Source organism: Citrobacter sp. RHBSTW-00986 (genome assembly GCF_013783065.1).
GTDB lineage: Bacteria > Pseudomonadota > Gammaproteobacteria > Enterobacterales > Enterobacteriaceae > Citrobacter > Citrobacter braakii.
In genome coordinates this window covers 4,812,210-4,830,444 of sequence record NZ_CP056200.1, presented here as the reverse complement: position 1 = coordinate 4,830,444, position 18,235 = coordinate 4,812,210, and the positions used below count along the sequence as shown (strand labels likewise).

The 18,235-nt window shown below is 53.1% G+C and carries 18 protein-coding genes; 14 read left to right on the top strand and 4 right to left on the bottom strand.

The genetic code is table 11. The annotated features are described in order from the left end of the window. Positions 1-29: 29 nt before the first annotated feature. Positions 30-650 (bottom strand): homoserine/homoserine lactone efflux protein, encoded by a 621-nt coding sequence (rhtB, locus tag HV345_RS23255; protein ID WP_003828938.1) that lies wholly within the window; start codon positions 648-650, stop codon positions 30-32. Positions 651-760: 110 nt separating this feature from the next. On the opposite strand from rhtB, the gene pldB reads away from it, so the two are divergent. From pldB to HV345_RS23240, 3 genes are all read left to right on the top strand, one after another. Continuing rightward, complete coding sequence (gene pldB, locus HV345_RS23250; protein ID WP_003017911.1) at positions 761-1,777, top strand: lysophospholipase L2; 1,017 nt, start codon at positions 761-763, stop codon at positions 1,775-1,777. A 15-nt stretch (positions 1,778-1,792) separates the two neighbouring features. Then, positions 1,793-2,593 (top strand): sugar/pyridoxal phosphate phosphatase YigL, encoded by an 801-nt coding sequence (gene yigL, locus HV345_RS23245; protein ID WP_008787091.1) that lies wholly within the window; start codon positions 1,793-1,795, stop codon positions 2,591-2,593. Positions 2,594-2,673: 80 nt separating this feature from the next. Continuing rightward, on the top strand, positions 2,674-3,573 hold the full coding sequence (locus tag HV345_RS23240; RefSeq protein WP_016157852.1) for a carboxylate/amino acid/amine transporter: 900 nt from the start codon (positions 2,674-2,676) through the stop codon (positions 3,571-3,573). Here HV345_RS23240 and metR read toward each other — a convergent pair. Further along, complete coding sequence (metR, locus tag HV345_RS23235) at positions 3,461-4,414, bottom strand: HTH-type transcriptional regulator MetR (RefSeq protein WP_003017908.1); 954 nt, start codon at positions 4,412-4,414, stop codon at positions 3,461-3,463. The genes HV345_RS23240 and metR overlap by 113 nt on opposite strands. A gap of 234 nt (positions 4,415-4,648) precedes the next feature. Between metR and metE the strand changes: the two genes are divergently transcribed. Beyond that, complete coding sequence (gene metE, locus HV345_RS23230) at positions 4,649-6,910, top strand: 5-methyltetrahydropteroyltriglutamate--homocysteine S-methyltransferase (RefSeq protein WP_181636109.1); 2,262 nt, start codon at positions 4,649-4,651, stop codon at positions 6,908-6,910. 102 nt (positions 6,911-7,012) lie between these two features. Here the strand turns inward: metE and HV345_RS23225 are convergent, their stop codons facing one another. Beyond that, positions 7,013-7,819, bottom strand: coding sequence for a dienelactone hydrolase family protein (locus tag HV345_RS23225; RefSeq protein ID WP_016155137.1), 807 nt, complete (start codon positions 7,817-7,819; stop codon positions 7,013-7,015). Positions 7,820-8,084: 265 nt separating this feature from the next. Between HV345_RS23225 and udp the strand changes: the two genes are divergently transcribed. The 9 genes from udp (at position 8,085) to tatD (ending at position 16,026) form a co-directional block, all read left to right on the top strand. Beyond that, entirely contained in the window at positions 8,085-8,846 is a 762-nt protein-coding gene (gene udp, locus HV345_RS23220) for a uridine phosphorylase (RefSeq protein ID WP_006686084.1), read from the top strand. A gap of 140 nt (positions 8,847-8,986) precedes the next feature. Beyond that, positions 8,987-10,417: a DNA recombination protein RmuC gene (gene rmuC, locus HV345_RS23215; RefSeq protein WP_181636108.1), complete on the top strand. Its 1,431-nt coding sequence runs from the start codon at positions 8,987-8,989 to the stop codon at positions 10,415-10,417. 94 nt (positions 10,418-10,511) lie between these two features. Then, complete coding sequence (gene ubiE, locus HV345_RS23210; protein WP_003017897.1) at positions 10,512-11,267, top strand: bifunctional demethylmenaquinone methyltransferase/2-methoxy-6-polyprenyl-1,4-benzoquinol methylase UbiE; 756 nt, start codon at positions 10,512-10,514, stop codon at positions 11,265-11,267. Positions 11,268-11,280: 13 nt separating this feature from the next. Continuing rightward, positions 11,281-11,886 carry a ubiquinone biosynthesis protein UbiJ gene (gene ubiJ, locus HV345_RS23205; protein ID WP_016155139.1) on the top strand — a complete coding sequence of 202 codons (606 nt, stop codon included), beginning with the start codon at positions 11,281-11,283 and terminating at the stop codon, positions 11,884-11,886. Beyond that, positions 11,883-13,523 (top strand): ubiquinone biosynthesis regulatory protein kinase UbiB, encoded by a 1,641-nt coding sequence (gene ubiB / locus HV345_RS23200; RefSeq protein ID WP_016155140.1) that lies wholly within the window; start codon positions 11,883-11,885, stop codon positions 13,521-13,523. Before ubiJ ends, ubiB begins: the two co-directional genes overlap by 4 nt. 78 nt (positions 13,524-13,601) lie before the next feature. Continuing rightward, entirely contained in the window at positions 13,602-13,856 is a 255-nt protein-coding gene (gene tatA / locus HV345_RS23195) for a Sec-independent protein translocase subunit TatA (protein ID WP_003017888.1), read from the top strand. 3 nt (positions 13,857-13,859) lie between these two features. Then, positions 13,860-14,408 (top strand): Sec-independent protein translocase protein TatB, encoded by a 549-nt coding sequence (gene tatB, locus HV345_RS23190; protein ID WP_016155141.1) that lies wholly within the window; start codon positions 13,860-13,862, stop codon positions 14,406-14,408. Positions 14,409-14,410: 2 nt separating this feature from the next. Beyond that, positions 14,411-15,202: a Sec-independent protein translocase subunit TatC gene (gene tatC, locus HV345_RS23185; RefSeq protein ID WP_016155142.1), complete on the top strand. Its 792-nt coding sequence runs from the start codon at positions 14,411-14,413 to the stop codon at positions 15,200-15,202. Between the two features lie 41 nt (positions 15,203-15,243). After that, entirely contained in the window at positions 15,244-16,026 is a 783-nt protein-coding gene (gene tatD, locus HV345_RS23180) for a 3'-5' ssDNA/RNA exonuclease TatD (RefSeq protein WP_181636107.1), read from the top strand. Positions 16,027-16,031: 5 nt separating this feature from the next. Here tatD and rfaH read toward each other — a convergent pair whose 3' ends face one another. Next, positions 16,032-16,520, bottom strand: a complete 489-nt coding sequence (gene rfaH / locus HV345_RS23175) for a transcription/translation regulatory transformer protein RfaH (RefSeq protein ID WP_047358740.1) — start codon at positions 16,518-16,520, stop codon at positions 16,032-16,034. A gap of 204 nt (positions 16,521-16,724) precedes the next feature. Between rfaH and ubiD the strand changes: the two genes are divergently transcribed. Continuing rightward, a complete protein-coding gene (gene ubiD / locus HV345_RS23170; protein WP_016155145.1) occupies positions 16,725-18,218 on the top strand; it encodes a 4-hydroxy-3-polyprenylbenzoate decarboxylase in 1,494 nt (497 codons plus the stop codon). Positions 18,219-18,235: the final 17 nt, after the last annotated feature.

Sequence of the window (18,235 nt, the reverse complement as noted above, 5' to 3'; positions counted from 1 at the left end):
GATAAGCGCAAGCGCCTCCGGCACCTTCATCAGGCATGCCGTGCCGAGGCTAACAAGGCGCCTATCAGCATAAACAGCGAGCCAAACACTTTGTTTAACGCTTTCATTTGCTTTGGCCCTTTAATCCAGCCAGCAATGCGCGTGGCCAGCGTCGCGTAACCGATCATCACAATGATATCGACCACGATGGTCGTGACGCCAAGCACCACGTACTGCATTAACTGCGGTTCCTGCGGCAGGATAAACTGCGGGAACAGGGCTGCAAGGAAAACGATGCTCTTGGGGTTGGTCAGATTAACAAAGACTGCGCGTTTGAACAGGCGGCTGCGCGATTGCGTATTCGCCATGGTGTTCAGATCGATAGCACCCGCCGCCCGCCATTGCTGAATACCCAGCCAAATCAGATAGGCCGCCCCCGCCCATTTCAGCACCTCAAATGCGATCACCGAACGTGAAAATAGCGTTCCCAGTCCTACACCAACCAGAACGATATGAATGCCAAGCCCAGTCTGTAAACCAGCGATCGACGCGCTGGCGCCGCGATAACCGTGACTGATGGCGGTGGTCATGGTGTTGATTGCGCCAGAGCCTGGAGACAAGCTCAAAATAATAGAGGTCAACAGGTAGGCGAACCACCATTCAAAGGTCATGAGAAACTCCCGGATTGTCTATTTTTATGCCACAATACGCTACTGCCGTTAGGTTGTGTCAGCGACGGCGAAAAAAACGATTTTACTTGGTCAGCGAGGCTGGATACCCGATGTTTCAGCAGCAAAAAGACTGGGAAACAAGAGAAAACGCGTTTGCTGCTTTTTCCATGGGGCCACTGACAGATTTCTGGCGTCAGCGGGAAGAAGCGGAATTTACGGGCGTGGATGATATCCCCGTCCATTTTGTGCGTTTTCACGCAGAAAAAAACGATCGCGTCATCGTCGTCTGTCCTGGACGCATTGAAAGCTACGTGAAATACGCTGAACTGGCGTATGACCTGTTTCATTCTGGTTTTGACGTCCTCATTATCGATCACCGTGGCCAGGGGCGTTCCGGGCGTATGCTTTCGGACCCGCATCGCGGTCATGTCGATAACTTTAATGACTATGTCGACGATTTAACCGCCTTCTGGCAGCAGGAAGTGCTACCCGGTCCGTGGAGAAAGCGCTATATACTGGCGCATTCAATGGGCGGAGCGATAGCCACGTTATTCTTGCAGCGCCACCCGAATCAGTGTGATGCCATCGCGCTTTGCGCGCCGATGTTTGGTATTGTGATGCGCTTTCCCGACTGGATGGTACGCCACATTCTGGACTGGGCTGAAGGGCATCCGCGGATCCGCGAAGGTTATGCGATGGGGACCGGGCGCTGGCGGGCGCTGCCATTCGGTATGAATGCGTTAACCCATAGTCGACAGCGCTATCGGCGCAATCTACGCTTCTATGCGGATGAGCCACGGCTGCGCGTTGGCGGCCCCACCTACCACTGGGTACGTGAAGGTATTCTGGCAGGCGAACAGGTTCTGGCTGGAGCAGGAGACGACGCGACGCCGACGCTGCTGATTCAGGCCGAAGAAGAGCGTGTGGTAGATAACCGCATGCACGATCGTTTTTGTGAACTCCGCGCCGCAGCGGGTCATCCCGTAGAAGGGGGGCAGCCGCTGGTCATCAAAGGCGCGTACCATGAGATCCTTTTTGAAAAGGACGCAATGCGCTCAGTCGCGCTTAACGCTATTGTCGAATTTTTCGACAAGCATAACTCATCCAGCGGAACCCGCTTTGCCTAGAGGTTGAATTTTCTTATGTATCAGGTTGTTGCGTCTGATTTAGACGGTACGCTGCTTTCTCCCGACCATACTCTGTCCCCTTATGCCAAAGAGACGCTGAAGTTATTGACCGCTCGTGGCGTTAACTTTGTGTTTGCGACTGGCCGTCATCATGTTGATGTGGGGCAAATTCGCGATAACCTCGGCATTAAAACCTACATGATCACGTCCAACGGCGCGCGTGTGCATGATTCTGACGGGAATCTGGTGTTTTCGCATAACCTGGATCGCGACATTGCCAGCGACCTGTTTGGCGTAGTAAATGCAAACCCGGACATCGTTACCAACGTTTATCGTGATGATGAGTGGTTTATGAACCGCCATCGCCCGGACGAAATGCGCTTCTTCAAAGAAGCAGTGTTTAACTATTCACTGTTTGAACCTGCGCTACTGGAGCCGGAAGGTGTGAGTAAGGTGTTTTTCACCACCGATTCTCACGAAAGGCTGCTGCCGCTGGAGCAGGCGATTAACGCCCGCTGGGGCGACCGCGTCAACGTCAGTTTCTCTACGCTTACCTGCCTGGAAGTCATGGCTGGCGGCGTATCGAAAGGTCATGCGCTTGAAGCGGTAGCGAAAGCGATGGGCTACAGCCTGAAAGATTGCATCGCTTTTGGCGACGGGATGAACGATGCGGAAATGCTCTCCATGGCAGGGAAAGGCTGCATTATGGGCAACGCTCACCAGCGCCTGAAGGATCTGCATCCGGAACTGGAAGTCATTGGTCTTAATGCCGACGATGCCGTGCCGCATTATCTGCGTGAGCTGTTTTTGCAGTAATTTTTTTGTTCGTTAGTTGACCAGATGTCAACTTAAAACTTCGCTACAATGGGCGTACCTTTTGTTAAGAGACATCCATTGTGGCGTTACTCATCATTACCACAATTCTGTGGGCCTTTTCCTTTAGCCTGTTTGGCGAGTACCTTGCCGGTCATGTCGATAGCTATTTTGCGGTGCTGGTGCGCGTTGGGCTGGCGGCGCTGGTGTTCCTGCCGTTTTTACGTACCCGTGGGCATAGCGTAAAAACCATCGCGCTGTATATGCTGGTGGGCGCCATGCAGCTTGGCATTATGTATATGCTGAGTTTTCACGCCTATCTGTACCTGACGGTTTCAGAACTGCTGCTCTTTACCGTGCTGACGCCGCTCTACATTACGCTGATTTATGACCTGATGAGCGGACGTCGTCTGCGCTGGAGCTACGCCTTCAGTGCGTTGCTGGCGGTGATTGGTGCGGGGATCATTCGTTACGATCAGGTGACCAGCCACTTCTGGACCGGCCTGCTGCTGGTGCAGTTGTCCAATATCAGCTTTGCTATTGGCATGGTGGGCTACAAGCGTCTGATGGAAACGCGGCCAATGCCGCAGCACAACGCCTTTGCCTGGTTTTACATGGGGGCCTTTATGGTGGCGGTCGTGGCCTGGTTCATGCTGGGGAATGCGCAGAAAATGCCTGCAACCACGCTACAGTGGGGAATTCTGGTCTTTCTTGGCGTGGCAGCGTCCGGCATTGGTTACTTTATGTGGAACTACGGCGCGACCCAGGTGGATGCGGGGACGCTGGGCATCATGAACAATATGCATGTGCCGGCCGGGCTGCTGGTTAACCTGGCTATCTGGCATCAACAGCCTCACTGGCCAAGCTTCATTATTGGTGCGGCTGTGATAGTGGCTTCACTGTGGGTACATCGAAAGTGGGTCGTTCCGCACTCCGTACAAACGGCAGGTGATCGCAGGCGTGATTCCGCGCTGAGCGAATAAACGCTTCCGTGACCGGCTGTCGCTGCTCGCCATCGCGCACGGCGGCGTACAGCCGACTCCACAATCCATCGCCCAGGGTTTTGGTCACCACCAGGCCCTGGCGTTCAAAACTCTCCACCACCCAGTGCGGTAAAGCTGCAATACCCATTCTGGCTGCAACCATCTGAATCAGCAGCAGGGTGTTATCCACGCTCTTCAGCGACGGACTAACGCCCGCAGGCTGCAAGAAATGCCGCCAGACATCCAGTCGACTCCGTTGCACCGGGTAAATAAGCAGCGTCTCACTGGCTAAATCCTCCGGCGTGATCTGCGTCTTGCTGGCCAGCGGATGGTCCGGCGCCAGTACCAGGCGGACTTCAAAATCGAACATCGGCGAGTAGTGCAGTCCGCTACGCGGCAGAATGTCGGATGTCAGCACCAGATCCAGCTCATCCTGTTGTAGCGCTGGTTGCGGATCGAACGTCACGCCGGATTTAAAGTCCATCTCCACCTGCGGCCAGTTGGCACGAAAATTCTCCAGCGCGGGCGTCAGCCATTGAATACAGCTATGGCATTCAATAGCGATCCGCAGCCGGGTTTGCTGCGGTTCGTTGCAGGCCTGCAGCGCACGACCAATTTGCGGCAACACCTGATTTGCTAACTGCAGCAAAATTTCGCCTTGCGGCGTAAAGCGCAGAGGCTGGCTTTTACGGATAAAAAGTCGAAAGCCAAGGCGCTGTTCCAGATCGCTGAACTGGTGAGAGAGGGCGGATTGGGTCTGATGCAACGTCGCCGCTGCGGCCGCCAGCGAACCACTATTCCGCAACGCCTGGAGCGTTTTCAGGTGTTTAATCTCGATCATGAAAGTCCTTCACTTCGGCATGAACAAATTGCGCTTGAGGAATATACAGTAACTGTCAATTATGGATGTGTAAACATCTGGATGGCTAAAATCCTTCGTCTTTTAAATTTATGGTGCGTTGGCTGTGTTTTTCCACCCCGGTCACTTACTTCAGTAAGCTCCTGGGATGAATAAACTTGCCACCTTCCCTAAATTAAAAATCAATAGGATTTACATATAATTAGAGGAAGAAAAATGACAATACTTAATCACACCCTCGGTTTCCCTCGCGTTGGCCTGCGTCGCGAGCTGAAAAAAGCGCAAGAAAGCTACTGGGCGGGAAATTCTTCCCGTGAAGATTTGCTAACCGTTGGCCGCGAGCTGCGTGCCCGTCACTGGGATCAGCAGAAGCAGGCGGGCGTTGACCTGCTGCCAGTGGGCGATTTTGCCTGGTACGATCACGTGCTGACCACCAGCCTGCTGCTCGGCAACGTTCCGGCTCGTCATCAAAATAAAGACGGCTCGGTCGATATCGATACCTTATTCCGCATTGGCCGTGGCCGCGCACCAACCGGGGAGCCCGCGGCGGCGGCAGAAATGACCAAATGGTTTAACACCAACTATCACTACATGGTGCCAGAGTTCACCAAAGGTCAGCAGTTCAAACTGACCTGGACCCAACTGTTGGATGAAGTGGATGAAGCGTTGGCGCTCGGTCACAAGGTGAAACCTGTGCTGCTGGGACCGGTAACTTACCTGTGGCTGGGGAAAGTGAAGGGCGAACAGTTTGACCGCCTGAGTCTGTTGAACGATATTCTGCCGGTTTACCAGCAGGTGCTGGCCGAGCTGGCGAAACGCGGTATTGATTGGGTGCAGATTGATGAACCGGCTCTGGTGCTGGAGCTGCCTCAGGTTTGGCTGAACGCCTTCAAACCGGCGTATGACGCGCTGACGGGTCAGGTGAAGCTGCTGCTGACCACCTACTTCGAAGGCGTAACGCCAAACCTGGATACCATTACCGCGCTGCCGGTGCAGGGGCTGCACGTTGACTTCGTGCACGGTAAAGATGATGTGGCCGAGCTGCACAAGCGTCTTCCTGCCGACTGGTTGCTGTCAGCGGGGCTGGTGAATGGTCGCAACGTCTGGCGTGCCGATCTCAGCGAAAAATACGCGCAAATTAAAGATATCGTCGGTAAACGTGACCTGTGGGTAGCTTCTTCCTGCTCCCTGCTGCACAGCCCAATCGATCTCAGCGTGGAAACCCGCCTTGATGCAGAAGTGAAGAGCTGGTTTGCCTTCGCCCTACAAAAATGCAGCGAGCTGGCGCTGCTGCGTGATGCGTTGAACAGCGGTGATACGGCGGCAATTATGGCGTGGAGCGCACCGATCCAGGCTCGTCGTCACTCTACCCGCGTACACAACGCCGCAGTGGAAAAACGTCTGGCGGCGATCACCGCCCAGGACAGCCAACGTGCCAACGCTTACCCGGTTCGCGCCGAAGCGCAGCGTGCCCGCTTTAATCTGCCGGCATGGCCGACCACCACTATCGGCTCATTCCCGCAAACCACGGAAATTCGCGGCCTGCGTCTGGACTTCAAAAAGGGCAACCTGGATGCAAGTAACTACCGCACCGGTATCGCGGAACATATCAAACAGGCGATTGTTGAACAGGAACGTCTGGGGCTCGACGTGCTGGTGCACGGTGAAGCCGAACGTAACGACATGGTGGAATATTTTGGCGAGCACCTGGACGGTTTCGTCTTTACCCAGAACGGTTGGGTGCAGAGCTATGGCTCTCGCTGCGTGAAGCCGCCGGTGGTTATTGGCGATGTCAGCCGCCCGGAAGCGATCACCGTGGAGTGGGCGAAGTATGCCCAGTCGCTGACCGACAAACCGGTAAAAGGCATGTTGACCGGTCCGGTGACCATTCTCTGCTGGTCATTCCCGCGTGAAGACGTGACGCGTGAAACCATCGCTAAGCAGATTGCGCTGGCGCTGCGTGATGAGGTAGCGGATCTGGAAGCGGCGGGTATTGGCATCATCCAGATTGACGAACCGGCACTGCGCGAAGGTCTGCCACTGCGCCGCAGCGACTGGGCGGCGTATCTGGAGTGGGGCGTGGAAGCCTTCCGCATTAACGCGGCGGTGGCGAAGGATGAAACCCAGATCCACACCCACATGTGTTACTGCGAGTTCAACGACATTATGGACTCCATTGCGGCGCTGGACGCGGACGTGATCACCATTGAGACTTCACGCTCTGATATGGAGTTGCTGGAATCGTTTGAAGAGTTCGACTATCCGAACGAAATCGGGCCGGGCGTATACGATATTCACTCGCCGAACGTCCCGAGCGTGGAGTGGATTGAAGCCCTGCTGAAGAAAGCCGAGCAGCGTATTCCTGCCGAGCGTCTGTGGGTCAACCCGGACTGCGGCCTGAAAACGCGCGGTTGGCCGGAAACCCGCGCCGCACTGGCGAACATGGTCAAAGCTGCGCAGAACCTGCGTCAGGCGTAATTCAGAGCCGGTGGCCGGGAAGCGCAAGCGCTTACCCGGCTTACAGGAAATAGCAAGAGTTGTAGGCCCGGTAAGGTGTAGTCGCCGCCGGGCAATTAACGTTTATTTCTTCCCGCCGTATTGTGTGAACCACTCCAGCATTCTCAGCCAGCCATCTTTCGCGGACTCTTCGTGATAGCTCGGACGATAATCGGCGTTAAACGCATGTCCGGCATCGGGATAGACCACGATTTCCGCTTTTGCATTGGCGGCGCGCAGCGCCTGACGCATTGTTTCAACGGTATCTTGCGGAATACTGGTGTCCTGGCCGCCATAAAGTCCCAGAACAGGGGCGTTAAGATCGGTCGCGATATCAACAGGATGTTTCGGCGAGTTGAGAGTTTTATCGCCCACCAGTTTGCCATACCACGCTACCGCCGCTTTTAACTGCGGATTATGAGCTGCATACAGCCAGGTGATGCGTCCACCCCAGCAAAATCCGGTGATCATCAACTGGTGGGCATCTCCTCCGTTACGAGAAGCCCAACTGGCGACATGATCCAGATCGGCCAATACCTGAGAGTCAGGCACTTTGGCGACAAGGCTGCTGAGCAACGTAGGGATATCGGCAAAGTCATTGGGATCGCCTTCACGAAAATAGAGCTCTGGTGCGATAGCCAGATACCCTTCCAGAGCCAGACGGCGGCAAACGTCACGAATGTGTTCATGAATGCCAAAAATCTCCTGCACGACAATGACCACAGGCAGCGGGCCATCGGACTGTTTTGGTCGTGCGTGATACGCTGGCATATCATCGCCTTGTGAAGGTATGGACGTTACACCGGCGATAATGGCGTTATCCGGAGTGTGAACCGTGGTAGACGTCGGTGGAGATACAGCAGGTGCAAAGCCAGATTGTCGTGTTGTCATGGTATTCTCCGTACCCTTAAATATTCAGCCAAAAAGCGCATTGTTAACTATAGACACATGCAACGAACCACATTGCCTTAAACGGTCTATCTTTTGTGCAGGGCTTCCTTACATTGCATCATTTATGTGATTCAAGTCACTATTTTATGGTAATGGAATGCAATTGATTTACATCATAGTGATGACTGTCACGAAAATATGTTCATGCCTTCGGTAAAGTGTGTTTTTGCTTCTTCTGACAAAACCGATTCACAGAGGAGTTTTTATGTCTAAGTCTGATGTTTTTCATCTCGGCCTCACTAAGAACGATTTACAAGGGGCTCAGCTCGCTATCGTCCCTGGCGACCCGGAGCGTGTGGAAAAGATCGCCGCGCTGATGGATAAGCCGGTTAAGCTGGCATCTCATCGCGAGTTCACTACCTGGCGTGCTGAGCTGGATGGTAAAGCCGTGATCGTTTGCTCTACCGGTATCGGCGGTCCGTCAACCTCTATTGCCGTAGAAGAACTGGCACAGCTGGGCATTCGTACCTTCCTGCGTATCGGTACGACTGGCGCCATCCAGCCACATATCAACGTAGGAGATGTACTGGTCACCACGGCGTCTGTCCGTCTGGACGGTGCAAGCCTGCACTTCGCGCCAATGGAATTCCCGGCCGTCGCGGACTTCGAGTGCACCACCGCGCTGGTGGAAGCGGCGAAATCTATCGGCGCCACCACCCACGTAGGCGTTACCGCGTCTTCTGATACCTTCTATCCGGGCCAGGAGCGTTATGACACCTTCTCTGGTCGCGTAGTGAGCCGTTTCAAAGGCTCAATGGAAGAGTGGCAGTCTATGGGCGTCATGAACTACGAAATGGAATCTGCTACGCTGCTCACCATGTGCGCAAGCCAGGGTCTGCGTGCTGGTATGGTCGCGGGGGTTATCGTGAACCGTACTCAGCAAGAGATCCCTAATGCGGAAACGATGAAACAAACAGAAAGCCACGCGGTGAAAATCGTGGTGGAAGCTGCGCGTCGTTTACTGTAATTCTCCCGTCTATTCAAAAAGGCCGACGCGTTCGGCCTTTTTATTTTGCGTAGTACCTCGCAGGAAATTCCTTTTAAACTGGACGTTTATACAGCACAATTCTATTTTGTGCGGGTAAGTCGTTGCTGTAAGGGGGCGTTGTGGATATTTCAATTATGATGAGTGCCGTGCTGGCGTTAGCCGCAGGGCTGCTGGTGGGGTGGCTGGCAACAAAAGCGCATGCCGATCGGATCCGTGCCGACCTCATCGAAGAACGACGCGAACTGGATATTGCGCTAAGCGCCGCCCGCCAGCAGCTCTCACAGGAAGCCCACTGGCGCGATGAGTGCGAATTACTCAATAACGAATTGCGCAGCCTGCACAGCATCAACACCTCTCTGGAAGCCGATCTTCGAGAAGTCACTACCCGACTGGAAGCGACGCAGCAGCATGCGGAAGATAAAATCCGCCAGATGATCAACAGCGAACAGCGTCTGAGCGAACAGTTTGAAAATCTGGCGAACCGTATTTTCGAGCACAGCAACCGTCGTGTAGACGAGCAAAATCGCCAAAGCCTGAACAGCCTGCTTACACCGCTTCGCGAACAACTGGACGGTTTTCGACGCCAGGTACAGGATAGCTTTGGTAAAGAGGCGCAAGAACGCCATACTCTGGCGCACGAAATTCGTAATCTGCAGCAACTGAACGCGCAGATGGCGCAGGAAGCGGTAAACCTGACGCGGGCATTAAAAGGCGATAACAAAACGCAGGGCAACTGGGGCGAGGTCGTACTCACGCGGGTGCTTGAGGCTTCCGGTCTGCGCGAAGGCTATGAATACGAAACCCAGGTCAGCATTGAGAACGACGCCCGTTCGCGGATGCAGCCAGATGTCATCGTCCGGTTACCGCAGGGCAAAGATGTGGTGATCGACGCGAAAATGACGCTGGTCGCCTATGAACGCTATTTTAATGCTGAAGATGAATACACCCGCGAGAGCGCGTTGCAGGAGCACATCGCCTCGGTACGAAACCATATCCGTCTGCTGGGGCGCAAAGACTATCAGCAGCTTCCTGGGCTGCGCACACTTGACTATGTGCTGATGTTTATCCCCGTTGAGCCTGCTTTTTTACTGGCGCTCGATAGACAGCCTGAACTGATTACCGAAGCCCTTAAAAATAACATTATGCTGGTTAGCCCTACCACGTTGTTGGTGGCATTGCGCACGATTGCCAACTTGTGGCGCTACGAGCATCAGAGTCGTAATGCGCAACAGATTGCCGATCGGGCCAGCAAACTTTATGACAAGATGCGGTTGTTTGTGGATGATATGTCGGCAATTGGCCAAAGCCTGGATAAAGCCCAGGATAACTACCGACAGGCGATGAAAAAATTCTCTTCAGGCCGTGGAAACGTCCTGTCGCAGGCAGAAGCGTTTCGCAGTTTAGGCGTGGAAATTAAGCGCGAGATTAATCCTGAACTGGCTGAACAAGCCACTACGCAGGATGAAGAGTACCGCTTGCGTTCGGTCCCTGAAACGCAGCAGGATGAACCTTACCCTGATGATGAAGCGGTAAACCAGCAATCAAACTAGTCCGTTTGGGGTAGTTGAACCGGGCAGAAGGGTAGGGCAAATTGGCCCAATCTGTTACACTTCTTGAACATTTTTTGGATGAGCAGGCACTGAGATGGTGGATAATTCACAAGAAACGACGCACTTTGGCTTTCAGACCGTCGCTAAAGAGCAGAAAGCTGACATGGTGGCCCACGTTTTTCATTCTGTGGCGTCTAAATATGACGTTATGAATGACTTAATGTCATTTGGCATTCATCGTTTGTGGAAGCGCTTCACCATTGACTGCAGTGGCGTGCGTCGCGGGCAAACCGTTCTCGATTTAGCGGGCGGTACGGGCGATCTGACGGCGAAATTCTCTCGCATGGTAGGCGAAACTGGCAAAGTTGTGCTGGCGGATATCAACGACTCAATGCTCAAAATGGGTCGCGAAAAGCTGCGTAATATCGGCGTCGTGGGTAACGTTGAGTACGTTCAGGCGAATGCGGAAGCATTACCTTTCCCAGACAACACGTTTGACTGCATCACCATCTCTTTCGGTCTGCGCAACGTAACGGATAAAGATAAAGCATTACGATCTATGTATCGCGTGTTGAAGCCGGGCGGACGTCTACTGGTGCTGGAGTTCTCCAAGCCGATTATCGAACCGCTGAGTAAAGCCTACGACGCATACTCTTTCCACGTTTTGCCGCGCATTGGTTCTATGGTGGCAAGCGATGCAGACAGTTATCGCTATTTGGCGGAGTCCATCCGCATGCATCCCGATCAGGACACCTTAAAAGCAATGATGCAAGATGCCGGGTTCGAAAGCGTTGATTACTACAACCTGACGGCAGGTGTCGTTGCGCTGCATCGTGGTTACAAGTTCTGACAGGAGATTGGGGATGCCTTTAAAACCCTTAGTGACCGCCGGCGTTGAAAATTTACTTAACACCTTTCTGTATCGTTCTCCTGCGCTCAAGTCAGCCAGAACGCGTTTACAGGGCAAAGTGCTGCGTGTTGAGCTCAAAGGATTTTCAACACCGTTAGTGCTGGTGTTTAGTGAGCGCCAGGTCGATGTGCTGGGGGCATGGGAAGGCGAAGCCGATTGCACCGTAATCACACATGCCAGCGTGTTACCGAAATTACGTGACCGGCAGCAACTCACCACGCTTATCCGCAGTGGTGAACTGGAGGTTCAGGGCGATATCCAGGTGGTACAGAATTTTGTCGCGTTGGCCGATCTGGCGGAGTTTGATCCCGCAGAACTGTTAGCACCTTATACCGGCGATATCGTCGCGGAAGGGGTCAGCAAAGTTTTGCGTGGTGGAGCGAAGTTCCTGTGCCACAACATTCAACGCCAGCAGCGCTATGTTGCCGAAGCGATCACCGAAGAGTGGCGTATGGCTCCAGGTCCGCTTGAGGTTGCATGGTTTGCAGAAGAAACGGCAGCCGTTGAGCGTGCGGTCGAATCTCTGGCCAAACGGCTGGAAAAACTGGAGGCCAAATGACGCCAGGTGAAGTACGGCGCCTTTATTTCATCATTCGCACTTTTTTAAGCTACGGTCTTGATGAACTCATCCCCAAAATGCGTATCACGCTGCCGCTACGGCTGTGGCGTTACACGCTGTTCTGGATGCCCAACCGACATAAAGACAAACCGCTGGGAGAACGGCTGAGACTGGCTTTACAGGAGCTCGGCCCAGTGTGGATTAAGTTCGGGCAAATGCTCTCTACCCGTCGTGATCTTTTCCCGCCGCACATCGCCGATCAGCTAGCGCTATTGCAGGATCGGGTAGCCCCATTCGATGGGCAAAGAGCGAAAGAACAAATCGAAGAGGCGATGGGTGGGCTGCCCGTCGAGGAATGGTTTGATGATTTTGAGATCACGCCGCTGGCATCTGCGTCTATTGCTCAGGTTCACACCGCGCGACTGAAATCGAATGGGAAAGAGGTGGTGATCAAAGTTATCCGCCCGGACATACTGCCGGTAATCAAAGCGGATTTAAAACTGATCTACCGCCTTGCTCGCTGGGTACCTCGCCTGATGCCAGACGGCCGCCGCCTGCGACCAACAGAAGTGGTCCGTGAATATGAAAAAACGTTGATTGATGAGCTGAATCTGCTGCGCGAGTCGGCGAACGCGATTCAGCTGCGACGTAATTTTGAAGACAGCCCAATGCTGTACATCCCGGAAGTGTACTCTGACTATTGCAGTCAGAACATGATGGTGATGGAGCGCATTTACGGTATTCCCGTTTCAGATGTCACCTCGCTTGAGAAGAACGGCACCAATATGAAGTTGCTGGCTGAACGGGGTGTTCAGGTCTTCTTTACTCAGGTATTCCGCGACAGCTTTTTCCATGCGGATATGCACCCTGGGAACATTTTCGTGAGTTATGAGCATCCCGAAAACCCGAAATACATTGGTATTGATTGTGGGATTGTGGGTTCTTTAAACAAAGAAGATAAGCGTTATCTGGCTGAAAACTTCATCGCGTTTTTTAACCGCGACTACCGCAAAGTTGCTGAACTGCATGTGGATTCTGGCTGGGTTCCGCCGGATACCAACGTAGAAGAGTTTGAATTTGCCATTCGTACCGTGTGCGAGCCGATTTTCGAAAAACCGCTGGCAGAGATTTCCTTTGGTCATGTGCTGTTAAATCTGTTCAACACAGCGCGCCGATTCAATATGGAAGTTCAGCCTCAACTGGTATTGCTACAGAAGACGCTGCTGTACGTTGAAGGTGTCGGACGTCAGCTCTACCCGCAGTTAGATTTGTGGAAAACGGCCAAGCCTTTCCTCGAATCCTGGATCAAAGATCAGGTCGGTATTCCGGCGCTTGTTAGGGCATTTAAAGAAAAAGCACCGTTCTGGGTCGAAAAAATGCCAGAAATACCTGAACTGGTGTATGACAGTTTGCGCCAGGGCAAATATTTACAGCACAGTGTTGATAAGATTGCCCGCGAGCTTCACGCGAATCATGTACGTCAGGGACAATCCCGTTATTTATTGGGCATTGGTGCAACATTGTTGCTCAGTGGAACATTCCTGCTGGTAAGCCGTCCTGAGTGGGGGCTTATGCCGGGCTGGTTAATGGCCGGCGGCGTCTTAGCCTGGTTGATCGGCTGGCGCAAAATGCGCTGAATTTTTCATCGCCCTAGGCAGGTCGTGTAACGTATACTACGGCCTTATTAATTCATCATCTATGACAGAGGAACATGTATGGGTGGTATCAGTATTTGGCAGTTGTTGATCATTGCCGTCATCGTTGTACTGCTATTTGGCACCAAGAAACTCGGCTCCATCGGTTCCGATCTTGGCGCGTCGATTAAAGGCTTCAAAAAAGCAATGGGTGATGATGAGCCAAAGCAAGATAAAACCAGCCAGGACGCTGATTTTACTGCTAAATCCATTACCGATAAGCAGGGCGAAGTGAAAAAAGAAGACGCCAAAAGCCAAGATAAAGAGCAGGTATAATCCGTGTTTGATATCGGTTTTAGCGAACTGTTATTGGTGTTCGTGATCGGCCTCATCGTCCTGGGGCCGCAACGTTTACCTGTAGCGGTAAAAACGGTTGCTGGCTGGGTTCGTGCTTTGCGTTCCCTGGCAACTACTGTTCAGAATGAACTGACCCAGGAGCTTAAGCTTCAGGAGTTTCAGGACAGCCTGAAGAAAGTAGAGAAAGCGAGCCTGACAAATCTGACCCCGGAGTTGAAAGCCTCAATGGATGAGCTGCGTGAAGCGGCAGAGTCGATGAAGCGTTCTTACAGTGTGCACGATCCTGAGAAAGAGAGCGATGAAGCGCACACTATCCATAATCCGGTGGTGAAAGAAGCTGAAGCGCAGCGAGAAGGGGTCACCCCTGCTGCCGCTGAAAACCAGGCCAGTTCGCCGGAGCAAAAACCGGAATCCACGGGTGCTAAAACGCCAGAGCCAACGGAAAACACTTCCGCTACGTTAATGGATGCAGAAAAGAAAGCTGTCGCACCTGTTGCCGAATCCTCCCCCTCGTCGAGTGATAAACCGTAAACATGGCTGTAGAAGATACCCAACCGCTCATCACGCATCTTATTGAGCTGCGTAAGCGACTCCTGAACTGCATCATTGCGGTAATCGTGATCTTTCTGGCGTTGGTTTACTTTGCCAACGACATTTACCATATGGTCGCGGCGCCGTTGATTAAACAGATGCCGCAGGGTGCAACGATGATCGCCACCGATGTGGCTTCGCCGTTCTTTACCCCAATCAAGTTGACCTTCATGGTATCGCTGATCCTGTCAGCGCCAGTGATCCTCTACCAGGTGTGGGCATTTATTGCGCCAGCGTTGTATAAACATGAACGCCGCCTGGTTGTTCCGCTGCTGGTCTCCAGTTCGTTGTTGTTCTACATCGGCATGGCATTCGCCTATTTTGTTGTCTTCCCGTTAGCGTTTGGTTTTCTGGCCAACACGGCTCCGCAAGGCGTGCAGGTATCAACGGACATTGCCAGCTATCTCAGCTTTGTAATGGCGCTATTTATGGCTTTCGGTGTCTCTTTTGAGGTGCCTGTCGCCATCGTGCTGCTATGCTGGATGGGCATTACGACGCCAGATGATTTACGCAAAAAACGTCCTTATGTTGTGGTGGGTGCTTTTGTCGTCGGGATGCTACTGACTCCGCCAGATGTCTTCTCGCAAACGTTGTTGGCGATACCGATGTACTGCCTGTTCGAGGTGGGTGTTTTCTTCTCTCGTTTCTATGTCGGTAAGCGACGTACGCGAGATGAGGACAACGAGGCTGAAGAAGCAAAAGAAGCCGAAGCCACCGAGAAAACTGAAGAATAAATTCAACCGCCCGTCAGGGCGGTTGTCATATTGGAGGAAGCATGTTTGATATTGGCGTTAATTTAACCAGTTCACAATTTGCGAAAGACCGGGATGAGGTCGTGGCGCGCGCCTTTGCTGCGGGCGTAAACGGTATGCTTCTGACCGGAACAAACCTTCACGAAAGCCAGCAGGCGTTAAAGCTGGCGCAGCATTATCCGCAGTGCTGGTCCACGGCTGGCGTGCACCCGCATGACAGCAGCCAATGGCAATCCTCAACGGAAGACGAGATTATCACGCTGGCAAACCAGTCGAAGGTAGTCGCTATTGGTGAGTGCGGCCTGGATTTCAATCGCAATTTCTCCACGCCGCAGGAGCAGGAACGTGCTTTTGAAGCGCAACTGCGCATTGCTGCTGAACTGCAGATGCCGATTTTCATGCATTGTCGGGATGCGCATGCGCGTTTTCTGACGTTGCTGGAGCCGTGGCTGGACAGCCTCCCAGGCGCGGTGCTGCACTGTTTCACCGGTTCGCGCCAGGAGATGCAGGACTGCGTGGACCGAGGGCTTTATATCGGTATCACCGGGTGGGTCTGTGATGAACGCCGGGGGATGGAACTGCGGGAGCTGCTGCCGTTTATTCCGGTGGAAAGACTGCTGATAGAAACCGATGCACCTTATCTACTCCCTCGCGACTTAACGCCTAAACCGACGTCACGTCGCAATGAACCGGCGCATCTGCCGCATATTCTTGAGCGAATTGCTCACTGGCGTGGGGAAGATCCTCAATGGCTGTCAGCAACCATTGATGCCAACGTCAGAACGCTGTTCGAAGTGACCTTCTAAACGGCTTATATTTTTCGAAAACCGGTATTTTTCACGCTCTGCTTAATCTCTTTATTCAAGAGGTTAAGCAGCAGCATGGAACGCGCTTCGCCATCCGGTTCGGTGAAGATCGCTTTCAGTCCCTCAAACGCCCCTTCAGTAATAATCACGCTGTCCCCTGGCTGAGGGGTTTGCGGGTCAACAATACCTTCAGGCTTGTAGATAGAAAGCTGGTGAATTACGGGGGATGGGACGGTCGCAGGCGTCGCTCCAAAACGAACGAAATGGCTGACACCACGCGTGGCGTTGATCGTGGTGGTGTGGATCACTTCCGGGTCGAACTCGACAAACATGTAATTAGGGAATAGCGGTTCACTGACTGTGGTACGTTTACCGCGCACCATTTTTTCCAGGGTGATCATAGGCGTCAGGCAGTTCACCGCCTGTCTTTCCAGGTGTTCCTGGGCTCGCTGAAGTTGCCCACGTTTGCAGTACAGTAAATACCAGGATTGCATAATAACTCTTATTCGCTTGTTCTGAGCGCTAGCATAGCAAAAGCCATGAGTTAAGTTAATTATACCCGCCTCAAAGCAGGCTGAAACCCAACGGGTATATACTCCCAGGACTTATATGTATCGCCAGAGTTCACGCTAATTTAACAAAAATACAGCATCACAATGATGAACGCCGTATAATGAAGCGCTTACGAAGAGGCCACAATGGACGCCATGAAATATCACGATTTACGCGACTTCCTGACGCTGCTTGAACAGCAGGGCGAGCTCAAACGCATTTCGCTTGAGGTGGATCCGCACCTGGAAATTACTGAAATTGCCGATCGCACCCTACGTGCTGGCGGGCCTGCGTTACTGTTTGAGAATCCTAAAGGCTATTCAATGCCGGTGCTGTGTAACCTGTTTGGCACACCGAAGCGTGTTGCGATGGGGATGGGGCAGGAAGATGTCTCGGCACTACGGGAAGTCGGTAAACTGTTGGCGTTTTTGAAAGAGCCGGAGCCACCGAAAGGATTCCGCGATCTGTTTGATAAGCTGCCGCAGTTTAAGCAGGTGCTGAACATGCCGACTAAGCGGTTGCGCGGTGCGCCTTGTCAGCAAAAAATCTACTCCGGTGATGACGTCGATTTAAACCGTATTCCGATTATGACCTGTTGGCCGGAAGATGCCGCACCGCTGATTACCTGGGGGCTAACCGTAACGCGTGGCCCACATAAAGAGCGGCAGAATCTGGGTATTTATCGCCAGCAGCTGATTGGCAAAAACAAGCTCATTATGCGCTGGCTGTCCCACCGCGGCGGCGCACTCGATTACCAGGAGTGGTGTGCGGCGCATCCTGGCGAACGCTTCCCGGTTTCGGTGGCGTTGGGGGCAGATCCTGCGACCATTCTGGGGGCCGTGACGCCCGTCCCTGATACATTATCCGAGTACGCATTTGCCGGGCTGTTACGTGGCACCAAGACCGAAGTGGTCAAATGTATTTCCAACGATCTGGAAGTGCCCGCCAGTGCTGAAATCGTGCTGGAAGGGTATATCGAACCGGGTGAGCTGGCCCCGGAAGGACCGTATGGCGATCATACCGGTTACTACAACGAAGTAGATAGCTTTCCGGTCTTTACCGTCACGCACATTACCCAGCGTGAAGAGGCGATTTATCACTCTACTTATACCGGGCGTCCGCCTGATGAGCCCGCAGTGCTTGGCGTGGCGCTGAATGAAGTTTTCGTTCCTATTCTGCAAAAGCAGTTCCCGGAAATCGTCGATTTTTACCTGCCTCCGGAAGGCTGTTCATATCGTCTGGCCGTGGTGACGATGAAAAAACAGTACGCTGGTCATGCCAAACGCGTCATGATGGGTGTTTGGTCGTTTTTGCGCCAGTTTATGTACACCAAATTTGTTATTGTCTGCGATGATGATGTCAATGCACGCGACTGGAATGATGTGATTTGGGCAATTACTACCCGTATGGACCCGGCTCGGGATACGGTACTGGTAGAGAATACGCCAATTGATTACCTGGACTTTGCCTCGCCGGTTTCCGGCCTGGGTTCAAAAATGGGGCTGGATGCCACAAATAAATGGCCGGGCGAAACCCAACGCGAATGGGGACGCCCGATTAAAAAAGATCCTGAAGTAACTGCGCGTATTGACGCAATTTGGGATGAACTGGCCATCTTTAATGACGGCAAAAGCGCCTGAGGCGCGATCGTTTTGCC